This is a genomic window from Vibrio sp. 10N.222.55.B11 (assembly GCF_041473705.1).
In the GTDB taxonomy this organism is placed as follows: Bacteria; Pseudomonadota; Gammaproteobacteria; order Enterobacterales; family Vibrionaceae; genus Vibrio; species Vibrio crassostreae_C.
Genome location: NZ_JBFRST010000003.1, coordinates 84,174 through 101,963, shown reverse-complemented (window position 1 = coordinate 101,963; position 17,790 = coordinate 84,174). Strand labels below are relative to the sequence as shown.

Here is a 17,790-nt window from a genome sequence, read left to right as displayed (position 1 = left end):
ACAATGTTGCCAACATTACACCACAAGGTTCTCCCATTGCCACAACTGCCCATAGAAGCTGTGATGCCAGATCTGCTCGCTGGCGTAGAAACACACACTCAACTTATTCTAAAGGCCGCTCCCGGTGCGGGTAAGTCAACATTCTTCCCTTTACAGTTAGTTAAGACCAACGCCGTTCAAGGCAAAATCATCATGCTTGAACCGAGGCGTTTGGCTGCAAGGAATATTGCTACTTACTTAGCGAGCCAATTGGGAGAAAAGGTGGGAGAGAGCATTGGCTTTAGAGTTCGTGGTGAATCTAAAAGCAGCAGTGCGACTCGCTTAGAGATTGTTACTGAAGGGATCATGACAAGAATGATCCAAACCGACCCTGAATTAACTGGGGTTGATATGGTGATCTTTGATGAATTTCACGAGCGCAGTATTCACGCCGATACCGCATTGGCGTTTAGCTTAGAGATCCAAGACGCGTTGCGTGACGATCTGAAAGTGGTAGTGATGTCGGCAACTTTAGATCAACAAGCGCTACAAACTTTGCTACCGGATGCCAAATACGTTGAATCACAAGGTCGCACCTTTCCGGTCGATTTCCGTTATCAGCCTCTTAGTGCAAATGAATATCTAGCCCCTAAAATGGCTAACGTGATTCGTTCGCTGATGGAGAAAGAGTCAGGCTCACTTCTGGCCTTTTTGCCGGGCGTTTCTGCGATTAAGCAGGTGGAATCTCAACTAGAACAATTCGCCAATGATATCGATGTGTGTCCTCTGTATGGGCAACTCAGCTTTTCTCAACAGCAGAAAGCGATCGCGCCATCAGAGAAAGGGCGTCGAAAGGTGGTGTTAGCGACCAATATTGCTGAGACTTCTTTGACGATTGAAGGTATTCGATTGGTGGTTGATTCCGGGCTTGAACGTGTGGCGAAGTTCGATCTGAAAACCGGTATTACTAAGCTTGAGCAAGTGAAAATCTCGCAATCTTCAGCTGAACAACGAGCGGGCCGTGCGGGACGAATTGAAGAGGGCTTGTGCGTTCGTTTGTACAGCGAAACGCAGCTGATGCAGCAACCAGCTATACCAGAACCTGAAATTCTTCATTCTGATTTGTCTTCGCTGGTGTCTGAATTGACGCAATGGGGCGCTGCGAGTGCTGATGAACTGCAATGGTTAGACGTTCCACCCAAAGCTTCTATCGGGCAAGCCAAGCAACTCTTACAGACTCTTGAATTGTTAGACGATAATGGTCAATTTACGGCATTAGGAAAACAGGTCCAACGTTTAGGTCTAGAGCCTCGTATTGCCAGCATGTTGGTTAAAGCGCAGCAAGGTAGTCCTGCTCTGTTGAATGTCGCGATTGTTGCTGCTGCTTTGCTGGAAGAGCCGGAGCGCAATGTGACGGATATTCAACACTCTTTGCATCGACTTAAGCAAAGAAAACATTCCAAAAATAGCGTTGTGATGCAGCGTGCGAAAAGTCTCGCGAGCAAACTCAATCATCACTTAGATTTGTCACAAGCTGACGAATCATTGCTACCATTAGTGCTTTGTTTTGCCTTCCCAGACCGGATTGCACAAGTGAGAAGCGCGAGCAGCAGTGCTTTCCTTTTGGCGAATGGTCACGGCGCTGAGGTTCGTGATGATGATTCACTGGCGAACAATGACTATATCGTAGTGATTGATTTGATGCGTAGTACAGGGCGAGCCAGTCAAATTTTCTTAGCCACCGCGGTTGATATCGCGCAGTTAGAAGCTGAATTTCCAAAGCTGTTTGTGCGTTCCGATTATGCCGATTGGGATGAGAAACGTGGCCGTTTAGTTGCCGAGCAGCGAGTGTCTCTGGGCAAGTTGATTATCAGCACCAAAGCTTTACCTGATCCCGATGCGAATCAGGCGAGCCAAGCGCTGCTCAATTATGTCGCTCGATGCGGGCTGGATCGCTTAAATTGGACAGCTTCGGCTAAGCAGTTGGTTGAGCGTGTGCGCTGTGCAGCACTTTGGATGCCTGAGCATGATTGGCCAGCGATGGACGATGCGAGTTTGATTGAACACCTTGATGAGTGGTTATCTCCCTATCTGAATGGCATTAAGTCGGCAAAAGGGCTGGCTAGTGTTTCGATTGAGCAAGCATTGTCGGCTTATCTTGGTTGGCCTTTGAATCAAGAAATCGACCAATGGTTGCCAACGCACTATCTGATGCCAACAGGCAGCAAGAAGGCCATTCGTTATCAATATCAATCTGAACCAGTGATCTCAGTGCGAATGCAGGAAGTCTTTGGCGAACAAGACTCGCCATTGATCGCGCAAGGGCGTAAAAAAGTAGTGCTTGAGCTCCTTTCTCCAGCACAGCGACCACTACAAATTACTCAAGATTTAGCTGGCTTTTGGGCTGGCGCGTACAAAGAAGTACAAAAAGAGATGAAGGGCCGTTACCCAAAACATCCTTGGCCGGATGACCCTGCTAACCATGTAGCAACCACTAAAACTAAACGACAGTTGAATCGATGATGACCAAAATGTTAACGCCAAAAAAGGCACCACCTAAAAAAGCGCCAGCAAAGAAGTCACCAGCGACCAAAGCCAAGCCAAGAAAACCAAGAGCGGCTGCGAAAAAGACCAAACCTAAGGCTAAGAAATCTGGCAAAAGAGGTTGGTTGAAGATCCTATGGGGCATTTCTTGGAAAGCGGGCTTAGCGCTTGCGGCATTGCTGTTGTTCGTCGGTATTTATCTTGATTCTGTGGTCAAACAGCGCTTTGAAGGTCAGCTGTTTGATTTGCCAACCGTGGTTTATGCGCGAGTGCTAGACCTGTCTCCGGGAACTCCGGTGAGTTTGGTTCAGGTTAAGAATGAGCTCGATGTACTTAATTACCGTAAGGTGAACGTGCCTCGTCACCCAGGCGAATACTCTTCTTCTTCGACCAAGATTGAAATGATTCGTCGTCCGTTCGAGTTTGTTGATGGACCGGAAGCGGATCGTCATGTGATGCTGCACTTCAATGGTAACGAATTAACTCGCATTCAGTCGCTGGAGAAGAAAGGCGACATGGGCTACCTGCGTGTTGAACCGAAAATGCTTGGCATGCTTGAGAAAAGTAACGATGAGCAGCGCCTGTTCTTAAAACGCAATCAGTTCCCAGAAGTGATGGTTGATGCCTTACTGGCAACCGAAGACCGAAACTTCTATCAACACGATGGTGTGTCGCCACTGGCCATCGCTCGTGCAATGGTCGTTAACGTCAAAGCTGGGCGAACGGTACAAGGTGGTAGTACGCTGACACAACAGTTGGCAAAAAACCTGTTCCTGTCCAGTGAACGTACATTGTGGCGTAAGGTTCGTGAAGCCTACATTGCACTTATCTTAGACCATCGTTACAGCAAAGACCGTATCCTAGAGGCTTACTTAAATGAGGTTTATCTTGGACAGAATGGTGGGCAAGCGATTCATGGCTTCGGTTTAGCGTCTCGTTTGTATTTTGGTCAACCTATTCAAGAGCTGCGCATCGATCAGCTAGCACTGCTGGTGGGTATGGTGAAAGGACCGTCGTATTACAATCCGGTTCGCTATCCTGAGCGTGCTAAGACTCGACGCGATCTGGTTCTTCGCTTATTGATGCAACAAGACATCTTAACTCCGCGACAATACGAAGAGGCGGCGAGTCGTGATTTGGATATTCAAGACAACCCACGCATTGCTAGCCGTCAGCCCGCTTATTTCCAACAAGTAAACATTGAGCTTAAGAAGTATGTCGGCGATCGATTTGAGGCGAAAAAAGGGATTCGAGTCTTTACCTCTCTGGATCCGGTATCTCAAGACAAGTTAGAGAAGTCGATTGCTCGTAAGGTGCCTGATTTATCGAAAACCGCAGGTAATAAGCTGGAAGCAGCAGCTATTGCCGTGGATAGAAATACCGGTGAAATCCGGGCGATGGTCGGTGGTAAGCGTACTGGCTACGATGGCTTTAACCGTGCCTTGAACGCGAGTCGCCCAATTGGTTCTTTGGTCAAGCCTGCAATTTACTTAACCGCACTAGAGCAGCCTCAGAAGTACACGTTGGCGACAACATTGAAAGACACGCCACTGAGCTTGAAAGGCAGTAAAGGTAGCGTGTGGAGCCCGAGAAACTTCGATCGTAAGTTCCGTGGCGATGTGCCTTTGTATGTGGCGCTTTCTAAGTCTTACAACGTACCTACTGTTCGTTTAGGCATGCAATTAGGCATTGATAGTGTCTCGGATACGATTGGAAAACTGGGGGTCGATAAAAATGAGATTCGCCCAGTGCCGTCGATGTTTTTGGGTTCGTTCTCACTGACTCCGTTCCAAGTTGCGCAGATGTATCAAACCATTACCAATTCTGGGCGTATAGCACCTTTGTCTGCGCTTCGCTCAGTTGTTGATAACGATGGCGAGGTTCTGTATCAGTCGATCCCTCGTGTATCACAAAGCGTTGACCAGCAAGCCGCTTGGCTTACAACCTATGCAATGAAACGTGGCGTGTCTGAAGGTACGGGGCGTTTCCTACAAGGTCAGTTTGCATGGGCAGGATTAGCCGGTAAAACGGGCACCAGTAATGACAGCCGAGACAGTTGGTTCGTGGGTGTTGATGGTCGCGAAGTCACTACCATCTGGCTAGGGCGCGATGATAATAAGCCGACTAAACTCACGGGCTCTAGTGGTGCGCTACGTGTCTATGCCGATTATCTGAAACATCGAACTCCAGAGCAGTTACTGTTGCCTTGGCCGAATGGCATTACGACGGCAAGTTTTACTCGAACTTCTCAAGGGGCTTTAGAGTTTGACTGTGACGGTACGGTTAAACTGCCGGTTTGGGATGAGAATGGAAACATTAAAAAGGGTTGTGAAAGTCAACCAAAACAGTGGCTAAAAAAGCTTTTTCAGTGGTAAAGTCGTAAAAGAAAAGAATGACAAGGATAGTTTAAATAATGATTTCTCGTTGGATAGTGAGCAGCTTAGGCATTGTCGGTACTGTGATCAGTTTTCAGCTGTTTGCATCTACTGTGACACCGGTGGAACAATCTCAGCAAGCTGGACAAGCTCATAAAAGACCAACCGTTGCTGTTGTGCTTGCTGGTGGAGGAGCCAAAGGAGCGGCTCACATTGGTGTACTTAAAGCGCTAGAAGAGATGCAAATTCCGGTCGATTACATTACCGGTACTAGCATGGGCTCTTACGTTGGTGGGCTTTATGCGACAGGGATGAGTGCTGATGAGATTGAAAGTTTTATTTATACGGTTGATTGGAATCGCGGCTATCGTGATCGCGTTAACCGTAGTGATCGCCGAGTGCGTGACAAAGAATATGAAGACCGTTACCAACTGAACACCGATCTCGGTTTAGGTTGGGGCGAAATCAAAGCTAGGAAAGGCGTGGTTCAAGGTCAGAATATGTTGCGTATTCTGCGTGAGACCACAGGTAACCTATCTCCACTCGACTCTTTTGACCATCTTGCTATTCCCTACCGTTCAGTCGCAACCGACATTATTGAGCTTGAAGAAGTGGTCATCGACCATGGTCACCTTGTTGATGCGATGATGGCCAGTATGTCAGTTCCCGGAGCGCTTCCCCCTTATGAATTAGATGGCCGAATGCTGGTTGATGGTGGTGTCACCAATAATATGCCAGTCGACGTTGCTAGAGCGATGGGCGCGGACATCGTCATTGCGGTGGATATCAGTACCAACTACAAAGGCAAAGATGATTTCACGAATTTTCTAGCCGCAGCTGACCAACTCTCTAATTATCTTGTTCAACGCAGCACCCAAGAGCAAGCTGAAACTTTAACAGACGATGATGTCTTCCTGCGCCCAGATGTTGGGGAAATGGAGACGACAGAATTTGATAAAATGCCATCGGCTTTCCTCGCGGGCTATGAAGCTGCTAAGCAGCATACTGATGAACTTTCTAAGCTATCGCTCTCAAATGCCGATTATCAGCATTATATCGAGGACAAACAAAAAGCGCGCAGACAGCTAAAACACGGCGATAAGACCGTCGTTGACCGAGTTGTTATCAATAACAATACCCACTATTCCGATAAGCTGATCGAAAACCGTTTAAACCTTGATTCAGGTGAGATTCTGAAGACCAGTGAAATTGAATCTAAAGTACAAGACCTCTATGCGCTAGATAGATTCGAGTTGGTGACTTATGAATTTGACACGGTAGATGGCGAGGAGCAACTGCTGGTCGATGTGAACGAAAAATCTTGGGGGCCAAACTACCTCAACTTTCGATTCTTTCTTGAAGATGATTTCTCTACTACAAGCCAATACTCGCTCGGTGTCTCAGCCAACTTTACTGATATTAATAAGCATGGTGCAGAGCTAAGAACCAATATCGAGATGGGAACGGACAAGCGAATTGAAGCGGAACTTTACTCGCCATTCTTTTCGAGTCAAAAGCTGTTTACTTCGGCATCGGTTGTTTACAGCAAAGAGAACAGAAACCTACCCGCAGATATTGATGATATTGAAGAACCGACACTGGACGTAACGAAAGATTATCTCCCTATGACGTATAGTGAATATGTCGGTGAATTGGCATTAGGCTATCAACCAACCTTGTGGCAGGAGCTGACATTTGGTGTTCGTTATACAGATGGGGATGTTGAGGTTTCTTCGTTACCTTCATTGGGCAGTGGTGGCTACAAGCGTATTGGTGGCTTCATGGGTTACCGACTGGATACTTTGGATAATTTCAGCTTACCGACCAAGGGTTACTTTGTCGATTTAGAGTACCTCGTTTCTCATGATGATTTTGATAATGACAGCTCTCTTGGTGAATCGGATTTAACGTCTGAGAGTGATACGGTTTATGAGTTTTCGGCCAATTTCATGGCAGCAAAGAGTATTGAGAAGCATACTTTAGTCGCAAAGCTGGATTACGGTATTGTAGAGAGCAAAAATTCGATTTTCCCTATTGATCCCAAAGAGCTTGGTGGCTTCTTAAACCTGTCAGGTATTCCAAGGAATAGTATGATTGGTCAGAACTTGGCTTACACCAGCCTTATTTATCGTTATAAGTGGTTTGAAAATGACTTCGGCCTTTTTAAATCACCATTCTACGTGGGCGCATCCATTGAGCATGGTGGTGTTTGGTCGAACAATGATTTGAGTATTGATGAAGCGCCAATGTACACCGCGGGTTCTGTTTTCGCGGGTGTTGATTCTCCAATCGGGCCGATCATTTTAGCTTATGGCCGAACCGAAGATAATTTCGATTCGGTGTATCTGATTGTAGGTACGTCCTACAAATAATCATGCGCAGAGTCGCCATTTAAGTGCGTAATTAGGCAAAAATAGTGGGACTTTCGTCTTAACTTGCTATGTTGGTCAAAATGATAAGATTTTAATTTAACGTTAAATTTGCTATTCTACCGCCCACAGTTTGGCCTCTATGACGCCGCTCATCAATACAAATTGAATGACAAAAATGGCAATGGAGAGCCAAGTTTCCAAGGATGTTCACTTCTTTATTTTACTAACAATTATGAAGGGAAGAAGTGAACCGCAATGAGAGGAAAAAAGTCGTGCTTGAAGCCTACCGTAAACACGTCGAAGAACGTGCTGCCGAAGGAGTTGTTCCAAAACCACTAGATGCTGAGCAGGTAGCTGGCCTAGTTGAACTTCTGAAGAATCCACCTCAAGGTGAAGAAGAAATCATTCTTGACCTACTAGAAAATCGCATTCCACCGGGTGTAGATGAAGCTGCTTACGTAAAAGCTGGCTTCCTTACGGCTATCACTAAAGGTGAAGTAGCTTCGCCACTAGTAAGCAAAGCAAAAGCTGCAGAACTGCTTGGTACCATGCAAGGCGGTTACAACATCGAATCTCTAGTATCTCTACTAGACGATGCTGAGCTTGCTCCAATCGCTGTTAAAGCGCTATCTCATACTCTACTGATGTTCGATGCGTTCTATGACGTAGAAGAGAAAGCGAAAGCTGGCAATGCTGCTGCACAACAAGTACTTCAATCTTGGGCTGATGCTGAATGGTTTACAGCGAAAGATAAAGTAGCAGAAAAAATCACAGTAAAAGTATTTAAAGTCACTGGTGAAACGAACACCGATGACCTATCTCCAGCGCCTGATGCATGGTCACGTCCTGACATCCCAGTACACGCGAAAGCGATGCTGAAGATGGAACGTGATGGCATTACTCCTGATGAACAGGGTAGCGTTGGTCCAATCAAACAAATTGAAGAAATGCAAAAAGATGGCATTCCACTGGCTTACGTTGGTGATGTTGTTGGTACAGGTTCTTCACGTAAATCGGCAACAAACTCAGTACTTTGGTTCATGGGTGAAGATATCCCATTCGTACCAAACAAGCGTACTGGCGGTGTTTGTCTTGGTGGTAAAATTGCACCAATCTTCTACAACACAATGGAAGATTCAGGCGCACTACCCATTGAACTGAACGTACAAGACATGAACATGGGCGATATCATTGATATCTACCCGTACGAAGGTGTTGTTCACAAGAACGGTTCTGTGATTTCAAACTTTGAGCTAAGCAAAGTACTTCTTGATGAAGTGCGTGCTGGTGGCCGTATTCCACTGATCATCGGTCGTGGTCTAACGGGTCGTGCTCGTGACGCTCTAGGTCTAGCTGAAACGGATCTGTTTGCTAAACCAATCGATCCATCTGCATCTGATAAAGGCTACACGCTAGCTCAGAAGATGGTTGGTAAAGCATGTGGCGTTGAAGGTGTTCGTGCTGGTCAGTACTGTGAACCTAAAATGACGACAGTCGGTTCTCAAGATACGACCGGTCCTATGACTCGTGATGAGCTTAAAGATCTGGCGTGTCTTGGTTTCTCTGCAGACCTTGTAATGCAGTCTTTCTGTCACACATCGGCATACCCTAAACCAGTCGATGTAAACACTCACCATACGCTACCTGATTTCATCATGAATCGTGCGGGTGTTTCACTTCGTCCGGGTGATGGCGTTATCCACTCATGGCTAAACCGTATGCTTCTTCCTGATACTGTAGGTACAGGTGGTGACTCGCATACTCGTTTCCCTCTAGGTATTTCATTCCCTGCGGGTTCTGGCTTGGTAGCATTTGCTGCAGCAACAGGCGTTATGCCTCTTGATATGCCTGAATCTATCTTGGTTCGCTTTAAAGGTGAAATGCAACCGGGTATCACGCTACGTGACCTAGTACATGCCATTCCTCTTTACGGCATCAAGCAAGGCCTACTAACGGTAGAGAAAGCCGGTAAGATCAACGAATTCTCTGGTCGTGTACTAGAAATTGAAGGTGTTGAGCACTTATCTGTTGAGCAAGCATTTGAGCTTTCTGATGCATCTGCTGAGCGTTCTGCTGCAGGTTGTACCGTTAAGCTTTCTGAAGAGTCTATCTCTGAGTACTTGAACTCGAACATCGTGATGCTGAAGTGGATGATCGCTGAAGGTTACGGTGATGTTCGTACGATTGAGCGTCGTATTACAGCAATGGAAGAGTGGCTAGCTAACCCTGAGTTGCTATCTGCTGATTCAGATGCGGAATACGCGCACGTTATCGAGATTGATCTTGCTGACATCGATCAACCAATCCTATGTGCACCAAACGATCCAGATGATGCTCGTCTTCTTTCGGACGTTCAAGGTACTGAGATTCAAGAAGTGTTCATCGGTTCTTGTATGACGAACATCGGTCACTTCCGTGCTGCAGGTAAGATGCTAGAAGAGTTTAACGGCTCGCTAAATACTCGCCTATGGGTGGCTCCGCCAACGAAGATGGATAAAGACCAACTGACAGAAGAAGGCTACTACGGCATCTTCGGTCGTGCTGGGGTACGTATCGAAACTCCTGGCTGTTCACTATGTATGGGTAACCAAGCTCGTGTTGCTGATGCTTCGACGGTTATGTCGACGTCAACGCGTAATTTCCCGAACCGCTTAGGTAATGGCGCGAACGTTTATCTGGCTTCTGCTGAGCTTTCTGCTGTTGGCGCGATTCTAGGTCGCATCCCAACGAAAGAAGAGTACTTAGAGTACGCTGAGAAGATTAATGCAACCGCTGCTGATACATACCGTTACCTGAACTTCCATAAAATGGGTCAGTACACGGAAAAAGCAGACACGGTTATCTTCCAAGAGCCTGCGTAACGTCTGATTTTGTTGTAAATATAATTAAGGCCGCTGTGAATAGCGGCCTTAATTGCTTTTAGCATACAGCGAAAATTGCTTTTAGCTTACAGAGAGCTCGATTAGTGCTTAATCGTATACATTGCTGCAACATTGCGAGCAGTAAGTTCAATATTTTCAGCCGCTTCAGCCAAAGCTGTCGGCAAGTCTACTGAACGGTTCACTACCGCAAATACCGCGTCGATACCATGCTCATGAACCACACCACAATCACTGGCTAGACAGCCGGCAATACCGATGACAGGCAGTTTATGTTTTTTGGCTGTGCGAGCGACACCAATCGGTGTTTTGCCATGAATGGTTTGGCTATCAATGCGCCCCTCTCCTGTAATCACAAGATCAGCATCTGAGACTATTTCATCTAAATTGACGGCGTCCATTACGATGTTAATACCAGGGCGAAGCTCCGCATTTAACAGGCCAACAAGTGCCGCGCCTAGACCGCCTGCCGCGCCAGCACCAGGGAGACCAATGACATCGACGCCTAACTGGTTTTTCATGATACTGGCATAATGAGCAAGGTTAGCATCTAACAGCTCAACCATTTCTGGTGTTGCGCCTTTTTGCGGACCGAATACCTGTGATGCCCCTTTTGGTCCGCATAATGGATTATCGACATCACAAGCGATCTCTAAGCGTACGTTTTGTAGGCGTGGGTCGAGGTTGGTGAGATCAATGGTTGTCAGTTTTGACAGTTCACCACCACCAAACACCAGCTCGTGACCCTCTGCATCTAGCATACGAATGCCTAGCGCTTGAGCCATTCCTAAGCCACCATCATTGGTCGCACTACCACCAATGCCAATAATAATATGCTCAACACCTTTATCTAATACGGCTTTGATCAACTCACCCGTACCATAGGTAGTGGTTTTTAGTGGATTACGTTGTTCTGGAGAGACTAAATCTAGGCCGGAAGCGGCCGCCATTTCAATAATGGCAGTTTTACCGTCACCGAACATACCGTAGAAGCCTTCGACAATTTCACCTAATGGACCAATCACTGGATGTTGGATGATAGAGCCATTGGTCGCATCCACCAGAGATTGTACTGTGCCTTCACCACCATCAGCCATTGGTAATTTTACGTATTCGGCGTTTGGTATTAGCTGTTTAAAGCCATCTTCAATCGCTTGAGCAACGCCCATTGCTGATAGGCTTTCTTTATATGAGTCAGGAGCAATTACAATTTTCATTTTGATACCTTTAAACTTAAACAAACAGACCAAATACACCGAAGATCATTACTGAGACGAAGGCGATAACAAGACCGACCGCTGACTCATAAGGGATGAGTTTTAGACGTTCATGAATACTCATATGTACCGCACCACCCGTGGCATGGAAGAAGCTACCATGTGGCATATGGTCAAGTACTGTCGCACCAGAGTGGATCATTGCTGCGCCTGCGAGAGCTGGAACACCTAGCTCAAGAATGGTGCTGGCAAATACATTCGATGCCACTACTGTTCCGGCAGTTGTCGATGCGGTTGATAGTGCCATCAGTGCGCCAGAAAACGGAGCAAGTAAGTAAGAAGGCAGCCCAGACATCGTCAGCACTTCAATCAGATCAGCTTTTAGTCCTGAGTTAGCAATGATGCCTGCAATGGTTCCTGTGCCCAGTAGCATTACAGCAACCGGTGCCATACGTGACAAGCCTGAAACCGCAAAGCTATTGGCTTGTTTGAAGCGACCCATAGCCAGTGCACCCAGCAATCCACCCAAGGGTAATGCAATTAGAGGATCAACATTGATATCAGCGAGTGGTCGCAGCGCGAGTAGGGCAATAGCCACTAACGGTGCAACGATTGAAGAAGAAAAGCTTGGCAGTGAACTTTGATCCGCTTTGACCACTTCACTTTCCGCTACTTTTGAACCTTTATTGACGAGGCGCTTTGCCAAGAAGTAGGCGAAAAGCAGCCCAAATAGACCCGGAATCACGCCTGCAGCCATCACAGAGGTTAACGGAACATTGAACGCATCAGCCGCCGCAATGGCATTTGGGTTAGGCGACATGACATTACCTGCTTTACCGCCGCCCACCATCGCCAAAAGGATCGCGGTTTTAGAAAGGTCTGCGCGGCGAGCAATAGCCAGTGCAATAGGAGAAACCGTGATAACGGCCACATCAACGAAAACGCCAACAGCGGTTAAAATCATGGTCGCAATGGCAAGAGCAAGTAAGGCGCGAGTTTCGCCTACTTTTTTGATGATGGATTCTGCAATCGAGGTAGCCGCCCCCTGATTCAATTAGTACGCCGGCCAACACACCAGCGGCGAGAATTCGCATCACTGAAGTGACGATCCCTTGGGCACCACCTATCATTAACTCAACGGTTTCGATGAGAGAAACGCCGCCAACCACGCCGCCAACCAAAGCACCGATGATCATGCCGTAGGTGGGTGGCACTTTTTTAAGAATGAGCGCGATAGCAACAATCAATGCTGAAAGTGCGCCAAGAGTTGAAACTTCAATCATGTTCTATTTCCCAGATAACGATGTGTCATTTTCGGCAAATATAAAGATATAGGGTTGGTAAGTCTTTGTCATTCTCTACAAATAAGTGCTCAAATCGGTCCTTTTAAATTGTGCAGTTGCACATTTTTTAGCTCGACCAGTGGAATAGATTTATTGCAATGTAGAGTTGAAATAGATCGTCTATATTGTTGATATTTAATGATGTTATTTGGTTTATCTTGTCTGTTCGATAGCGTAGCGTATTGCGATGGATATGTAGTTCGTTACAGGTGAGAGCTGAATCACAGTTCTGCTTTAAATATGTCTTCAAAGTTTTGATCAGTATCCCTTTACTGTCCTGTTGTTGAAGGTGTAGGTAAGACTGCTCCAGTTGCTCACGAATCCATGGATCTTGTAACAGGCTACTCATAATGGCCGGCAGTCGATAGTCTTGATAGAAAAACATGTCTCCGGGGCGGTTACCGACACTGCGCATAGTGAGCTCAGCGGTATCATATGAGCGTGCTAAACCAGAAAGTCCGGTAAAGTAATCCCCAAGCGCAATCTTGATTTGAAACTTAGCTTCTTTCTTTATTCTTTTGAGTAGCAATTTCACGCGCTTGGCTTCTGCATCCTTGGACCAGCTGTTCCCTATCAGGGTTATAGGCTTGAGTACCACCACTTCGTTTTGTGAAACAGACAAGATACCGACTAAATTATCGCGCTCGGGATATTCAAGTAAATGTACTAATTGCTGTAAGTTTTCCAATGAAGGCGCAGTGTCTCCTATCGGTAACACCTTGACGATGGCGGCAATCCGCGGTTGTGCAAGGTCGAGATCCAGACGCTGTGCGATGGATTGCAGTTGCATGTCATTAAGCGTGCTACCTCGGATTAATTGCAATACCAATTCTTCACGATGCCTCTTATTCCATTCTACTTGAGACATAAGTACAGCTTGTTCAACAATAAGCTCAGCGGTCATCTTCACCAGCTCACCAAAATGATGAACTTGCTGCAGTGTCCCAGAAACCCCAATCACCCCAATGACATTATCCTGAAATAGAATCGGTAAATTAACTCCAGGCTTAACCCCTTTTAGGTGTTCGGCAGTGGCTTCGTCAATATTAACGACTCGTGATTCGGTGATGGCAAGTACCGCTCCTTCATGTTTTTGGTATAAGCGAGTAGGATCACTGGATCCAATAATGCGACCTTTATTATCCATCACATTAATCGAGTGTGGGATGATCTTCATGGTTCGTTCGACAATTTGTTTGGCAATCATTTCGTTCAACTGCATAGAGCCCTCCTCTTCATTGACTGTGTAGGTTGGATCGTAACGATAAATTCGTCAATACGCTCGTTTCTGACAAGACAATGGTATACTCAGAAATAGTATCGCTTGAGTATTAATGCAGTATAGGTTGAGTTATGGAGTTTGAATTTACTAGAAACACTCTAATGGGTGAATACTATGTGAAATGCAGCATGGGCCATGAGATTGTTGGCCGTTGGCTTCAAGAAGAGATCGGTAAAGATAAGCAAAAATTAGATCATGTGATGGCGTTGATTGAGCAATCTCGACAGGACTTGAGCAATGAAGTGACGTTGCTTGGCAAAGAGATTAGCCTTGCGATCAATGAAGACGAAGTAACGATTCAAGAAAACGTGTTAGCGCATGAGCAAGAGATGGAAGAGGGCAGTGAGTTCGACTTCTATAACTGTGAAAGCCAAGCAAGCTGTGGAATCGACGATTTCGAACTGCTCATCGAACGCTGGATGGATTTTTTAGGTTACTAGTCCTAAGACCTATTTGTTAGTCATTCAGAGCTTTGAAGGCTCCGTTGCCCAAAACTGGAGCAATAAGAGCATCGCGCATTAAGATAGTGAAAAGGCTGCACCATATTGGTGCGGCCTTTTTCGTTATTACGACCTTATTATCTTCATCTTATTTAAAATCAAGCACTTAACTTTTTGGCACGCTACTTGGATTGTAATAAGAGAATTAACGGATTAAGTAAGAATTTAAGGAACGAATATGAAATTAATAAATGCCATTGTTAAGCCATTCAAATTAGACGATGTACGCGAAGCGCTCTCTGATGTGGGTATTGAAGGTATGACTGTTTCTGAAGTGAAAGGCTTTGGTCGTCAGAAGGGACACACTGAATTGTATCGTGGTGCAGAGTACCAAGTGGATTTCCTACCAAAGGTGAAGCTAGAGATTGCTACCCAAGCTGAGAATGTTGACCGAGTTGTTGAAGCGATTAGCCAAGCGGCACACACCGGAAAAATCGGCGACGGCAAAATTTTTGTGTATGACCTAAGCCAAGCCGTACGAATTCGTACTGGTGAAATGGATGCTGAAGCACTTTAAAGAATTACAAGGACTGGAGACTTTAATATGGAACTTACAACAACAGTAACGGAACTACGTTACGCACTAGACACTTTTTTCTTCCTCATTTCAGGTGCGTTGGTAATGTGGATGGCAGCAGGCTTCGCGATGTTAGAAGCTGGCCTAGTTCGTTCAAAGAACACCACAGAAATTTTAACTAAGAACATCTGTTTGTACGCAATTGCTTGTACAGCTTTCTTAGTGGTTGGTTACAACATCATGTATGTCGACAACGGTGAAGGCGGTTGGTTGCCATCATTTGGTACTCTAATTGGTACACAAGGTGAAGGCGCAGATCACTCTCTAGAATCAGACTTCTTCTTCCAGGTAGTATTCGTTGCAACAGCAATGTCTGTAGTATCTGGTGCGGTTGCTGAGCGTATGAAGCTTTGGTCATTCCTAATCTTCTCTGTAGTACTAACAGCGTTCATTTACCCTGTTGAAGGTTATTGGACTTGGGGCGGTGGTTTCCTATCAGAAGCGGGTTTCAGTGACTTCGCAGGTTCAGGTATCGTACACATGGCTGGTGCAGCAGCAGCGTTAGCTGGTGTTCTACTACTCGGTGCTCGTAAAGGTAAATACGGTAAGAACGGTGAAATCTACCCGATTCCTGGTTCAAACATGCCACTTGCAACGCTAGGTACATTTATCCTTTGGTTCGGTTGGTTCGGTTTCAACGGCGGTTCTCAACTGATGGTTTCGGATTTTGAGAACGCAACAGCAGTAGGTCAAATCTTCCTTAACACCAACGCAGCAGCAGCAGCAGGCGCAATTGCAGCACTACTAGTATGTAAAACAACTTGGGGTAAAGCAGACCTAACAATGATTCTTAACGGCGCGTTAGCTGGCCTAGTAGCAATCACTGCAGACCCTCTATCACCATCACCTCTATTTGCTGTAGCGATTGGTTCGGTATCTGGTGCATTGGTTGTATTCAGCATCATCGCACTAGACAAAGCTAAGATTGATGATCCAGTAGGTGCTATCTCTGTACATGGTGTATGTGGTTTCTTCGGTCTAATGGCTGTGCCACTAAGCAACGCTGATGCAACGTTTGGTGCTCAGCTAATGGGTGCAGCAGTCATCTTTGCATGGGTATTCGGTGCTAGCCTAGCAGTATGGGCGGTGCTTAAAGCAACAATCGGTATCCGAGTAACGGAAGATGAAGAACTTGAAGGTATGGACATGCACGATTGTGGTGTCGGCGCTTACCCTGAGTTTGTATCAGTAAAATAATCAACAGTCGTCGCCTAATCTGAATGGGTTAGGTTGGACAAAGAAAGCCCCGCAACTCTTGTTGCGGGGCTTTGTTGTATTTACGGTTGCACAATATATAAACACGAACGTTGAAGTTAGGCTCATTGTTTAAGGGGAACGACAAGACACAAAGTTGAAATGGTTTGTTACAAAAGTGAGAGTTTGAATGGTCTGAGTAGACGGATTTTTTGTTGGTCGTCATTGTAATTATGTTAATGATGAATATAATAACGCAACTGATAGACATTATCATTTCGATATAAAGGATTTTACAATGAAGAAACTGCTAACACTTTCAGCTCTAGCGTGTGGTGTAATTGCCCCGACAGCAATGGCTGCGGAAGAAGTAAACGTATACTCTTACCGTCAACCTTTCCTTGTTGAGCCAATGTTCAAAGAGTTCACAAAAGAGACTGGTATTAAAGTAAACGTTAAGTTTGCTAAAAAAGGTTTAGCAGAGAAGTTAGCTCAAGAGGGTGAATACAGCCCAGCTGACGTTGTCTTAACTGTAGATATCAGCCGTCTATCTGAGCTAACTAAACAAGGTCTGGTTCAATCTGTAGAAAGCGATGTACTTGAAAAGAACATCCCAGCTCAATACCAAGATACAGATAACGAGTGGTTCGCTCTAACAACTCGTACACGTAGCGTTTATTCTTCACGTGACCGTGTTGGTCGTCTAGGTGAAGAGTTCACTTACGAAGATCTAACTAAGCCTGAATTTAAAGGCAAAATCTGTACTCGTAGTGGTAAGCACCCATACAATGTTTCTCTAGTATCTTCGATGATTGCTCACAAAGGTGAAGCTGAAACGAAAGAATGGCTAGAAGGCGTAAAAGCAAACCTAGCACGTAAGCCTCAAGGTAACGACCGCGCGCAAGTTAAAGCGATTAAAGAAGGTCTATGTGATGTTGCTCTTGGTAACAGCTACTACCTAGGTAAGATGGTTAATGATAAAGAGCAAAAAGCTTGGGCTGACTCTGTTTACATTAACTTCCCTAACCAAGAGACTACAGGTACTCACGTAAACATCTCTGGTATGGCAATGGCTAAATACTCTCCAAATGAAGAGAATGCCGTTAAGCTGATGGAATTCCTATCTGGTGACACAGCACAAAGCATGTACGCAGAAGTGAACTACGAATACCCAGTGAAAGCAGACGTTAAACCTTCTGAGCTTGTTGCTTCATGGGGCGAGTTCAAAGCGGATACTATTTCTCTAGACGAAATTGCAAACCACCACGCGGCTGCAATCAAGCTATTAGACGAAGTTAAGTTCGATCTATAATTTATTACGGTAGGCTTCGGCCTAAGTAAAATGACAACCTCAAGTCGCCATTTTGGCTACTTGGGGTTGTTTGTTATTGGAAAATCACTTTTTGATACAAAGCACCCCGTTGATCCCTTGAGTTATTAGCATCTCACCTTGAAGTCATTAGAGTATATGGGTATAAATAACCCCACCATTAAAAGGATATGAGATGTATTTGCAAATGCATTTGTG

Annotated in this window: 10 protein-coding genes and 1 pseudogene; 8 read left to right on the top strand and 3 right to left on the bottom strand. The window is 45.6% G+C overall.

Annotated features, from left to right (window positions below; genetic code table 11):
* Positions 1-3 precede the first annotated feature (3 nt).
* The 4 genes from hrpB (at position 4) to acnB (ending at position 10,131) form a co-directional block, all read left to right on the top strand.
* Positions 4-2,502, top strand: a complete 2,499-nt coding sequence (gene hrpB, locus AB4503_RS00805; protein ID WP_372113373.1) for an ATP-dependent helicase HrpB — start codon at positions 4-6, stop codon at positions 2,500-2,502.
* The gene (mrcB, locus tag AB4503_RS00800) at positions 2,499-4,898 is read left to right on the top strand and encodes a penicillin-binding protein 1B (protein WP_372113371.1); all 2,400 of its coding nucleotides are present in this window, start codon (positions 2,499-2,501) and stop codon (positions 4,896-4,898) included. Before hrpB ends, mrcB begins: the two co-directional genes overlap by 4 nt.
* Before the next feature lie 38 nt (positions 4,899-4,936).
* The gene (locus AB4503_RS00795; RefSeq protein WP_372113369.1) at positions 4,937-7,270 is read left to right on the top strand and encodes a patatin-like phospholipase family protein; all 2,334 of its coding nucleotides are present in this window, start codon (positions 4,937-4,939) and stop codon (positions 7,268-7,270) included.
* Positions 7,271-7,542: 272 nt separating this feature from the next.
* Entirely contained in the window at positions 7,543-10,131 is a 2,589-nt protein-coding gene (gene acnB / locus AB4503_RS00790; protein ID WP_017059425.1) for a bifunctional aconitate hydratase 2/2-methylisocitrate dehydratase, read from the top strand.
* 101 nt (positions 10,132-10,232) lie between these two features.
* Here the strand turns inward: acnB and AB4503_RS00785 are convergent, their stop codons facing one another.
* The 3 genes and pseudogenes from AB4503_RS00785 to AB4503_RS00775 form a co-directional block, all read right to left on the bottom strand.
* Entirely contained in the window at positions 10,233-11,366 is a 1,134-nt protein-coding gene (locus tag AB4503_RS00785) for a glycerate kinase (RefSeq protein WP_372113368.1), read from the bottom strand.
* A 16-nt stretch (positions 11,367-11,382) separates the two neighbouring features.
* A pseudogene (locus AB4503_RS00780) lies at positions 11,383-12,649 on the bottom strand (GntP family permease).
* A gap of 127 nt (positions 12,650-12,776) precedes the next feature.
* On the bottom strand, positions 12,777-13,931 hold the full coding sequence (locus AB4503_RS00775) for a sugar diacid recognition domain-containing protein (protein WP_017059422.1): 1,155 nt from the start codon (positions 13,929-13,931) through the stop codon (positions 12,777-12,779).
* A gap of 131 nt (positions 13,932-14,062) precedes the next feature.
* Here AB4503_RS00775 and AB4503_RS00770 point away from each other — a divergent pair, with 131 nt between their 5' ends.
* The 4 genes from AB4503_RS00770 (at position 14,063) to AB4503_RS00755 (ending at position 17,574) form a co-directional block, all read left to right on the top strand.
* Positions 14,063-14,431: a YacL family protein gene (locus AB4503_RS00770; RefSeq protein ID WP_019824378.1), complete on the top strand. Its 369-nt coding sequence runs from the start codon at positions 14,063-14,065 to the stop codon at positions 14,429-14,431.
* Positions 14,432-14,669: 238 nt separating this feature from the next.
* Positions 14,670-15,008 (top strand): P-II family nitrogen regulator, encoded by a 339-nt coding sequence (gene glnK / locus AB4503_RS00765; RefSeq protein ID WP_004738200.1) that lies wholly within the window; start codon positions 14,670-14,672, stop codon positions 15,006-15,008.
* Positions 15,009-15,035: 27 nt separating this feature from the next.
* Positions 15,036-16,265: an ammonium transporter gene (locus AB4503_RS00760; protein ID WP_017059420.1), complete on the top strand. Its 1,230-nt coding sequence runs from the start codon at positions 15,036-15,038 to the stop codon at positions 16,263-16,265.
* 295 nt (positions 16,266-16,560) lie between these two features.
* Positions 16,561-17,574: a Fe(3+) ABC transporter substrate-binding protein gene (locus AB4503_RS00755; RefSeq protein ID WP_017059419.1), complete on the top strand. Its 1,014-nt coding sequence runs from the start codon at positions 16,561-16,563 to the stop codon at positions 17,572-17,574.
* Positions 17,575-17,790: the final 216 nt, after the last annotated feature.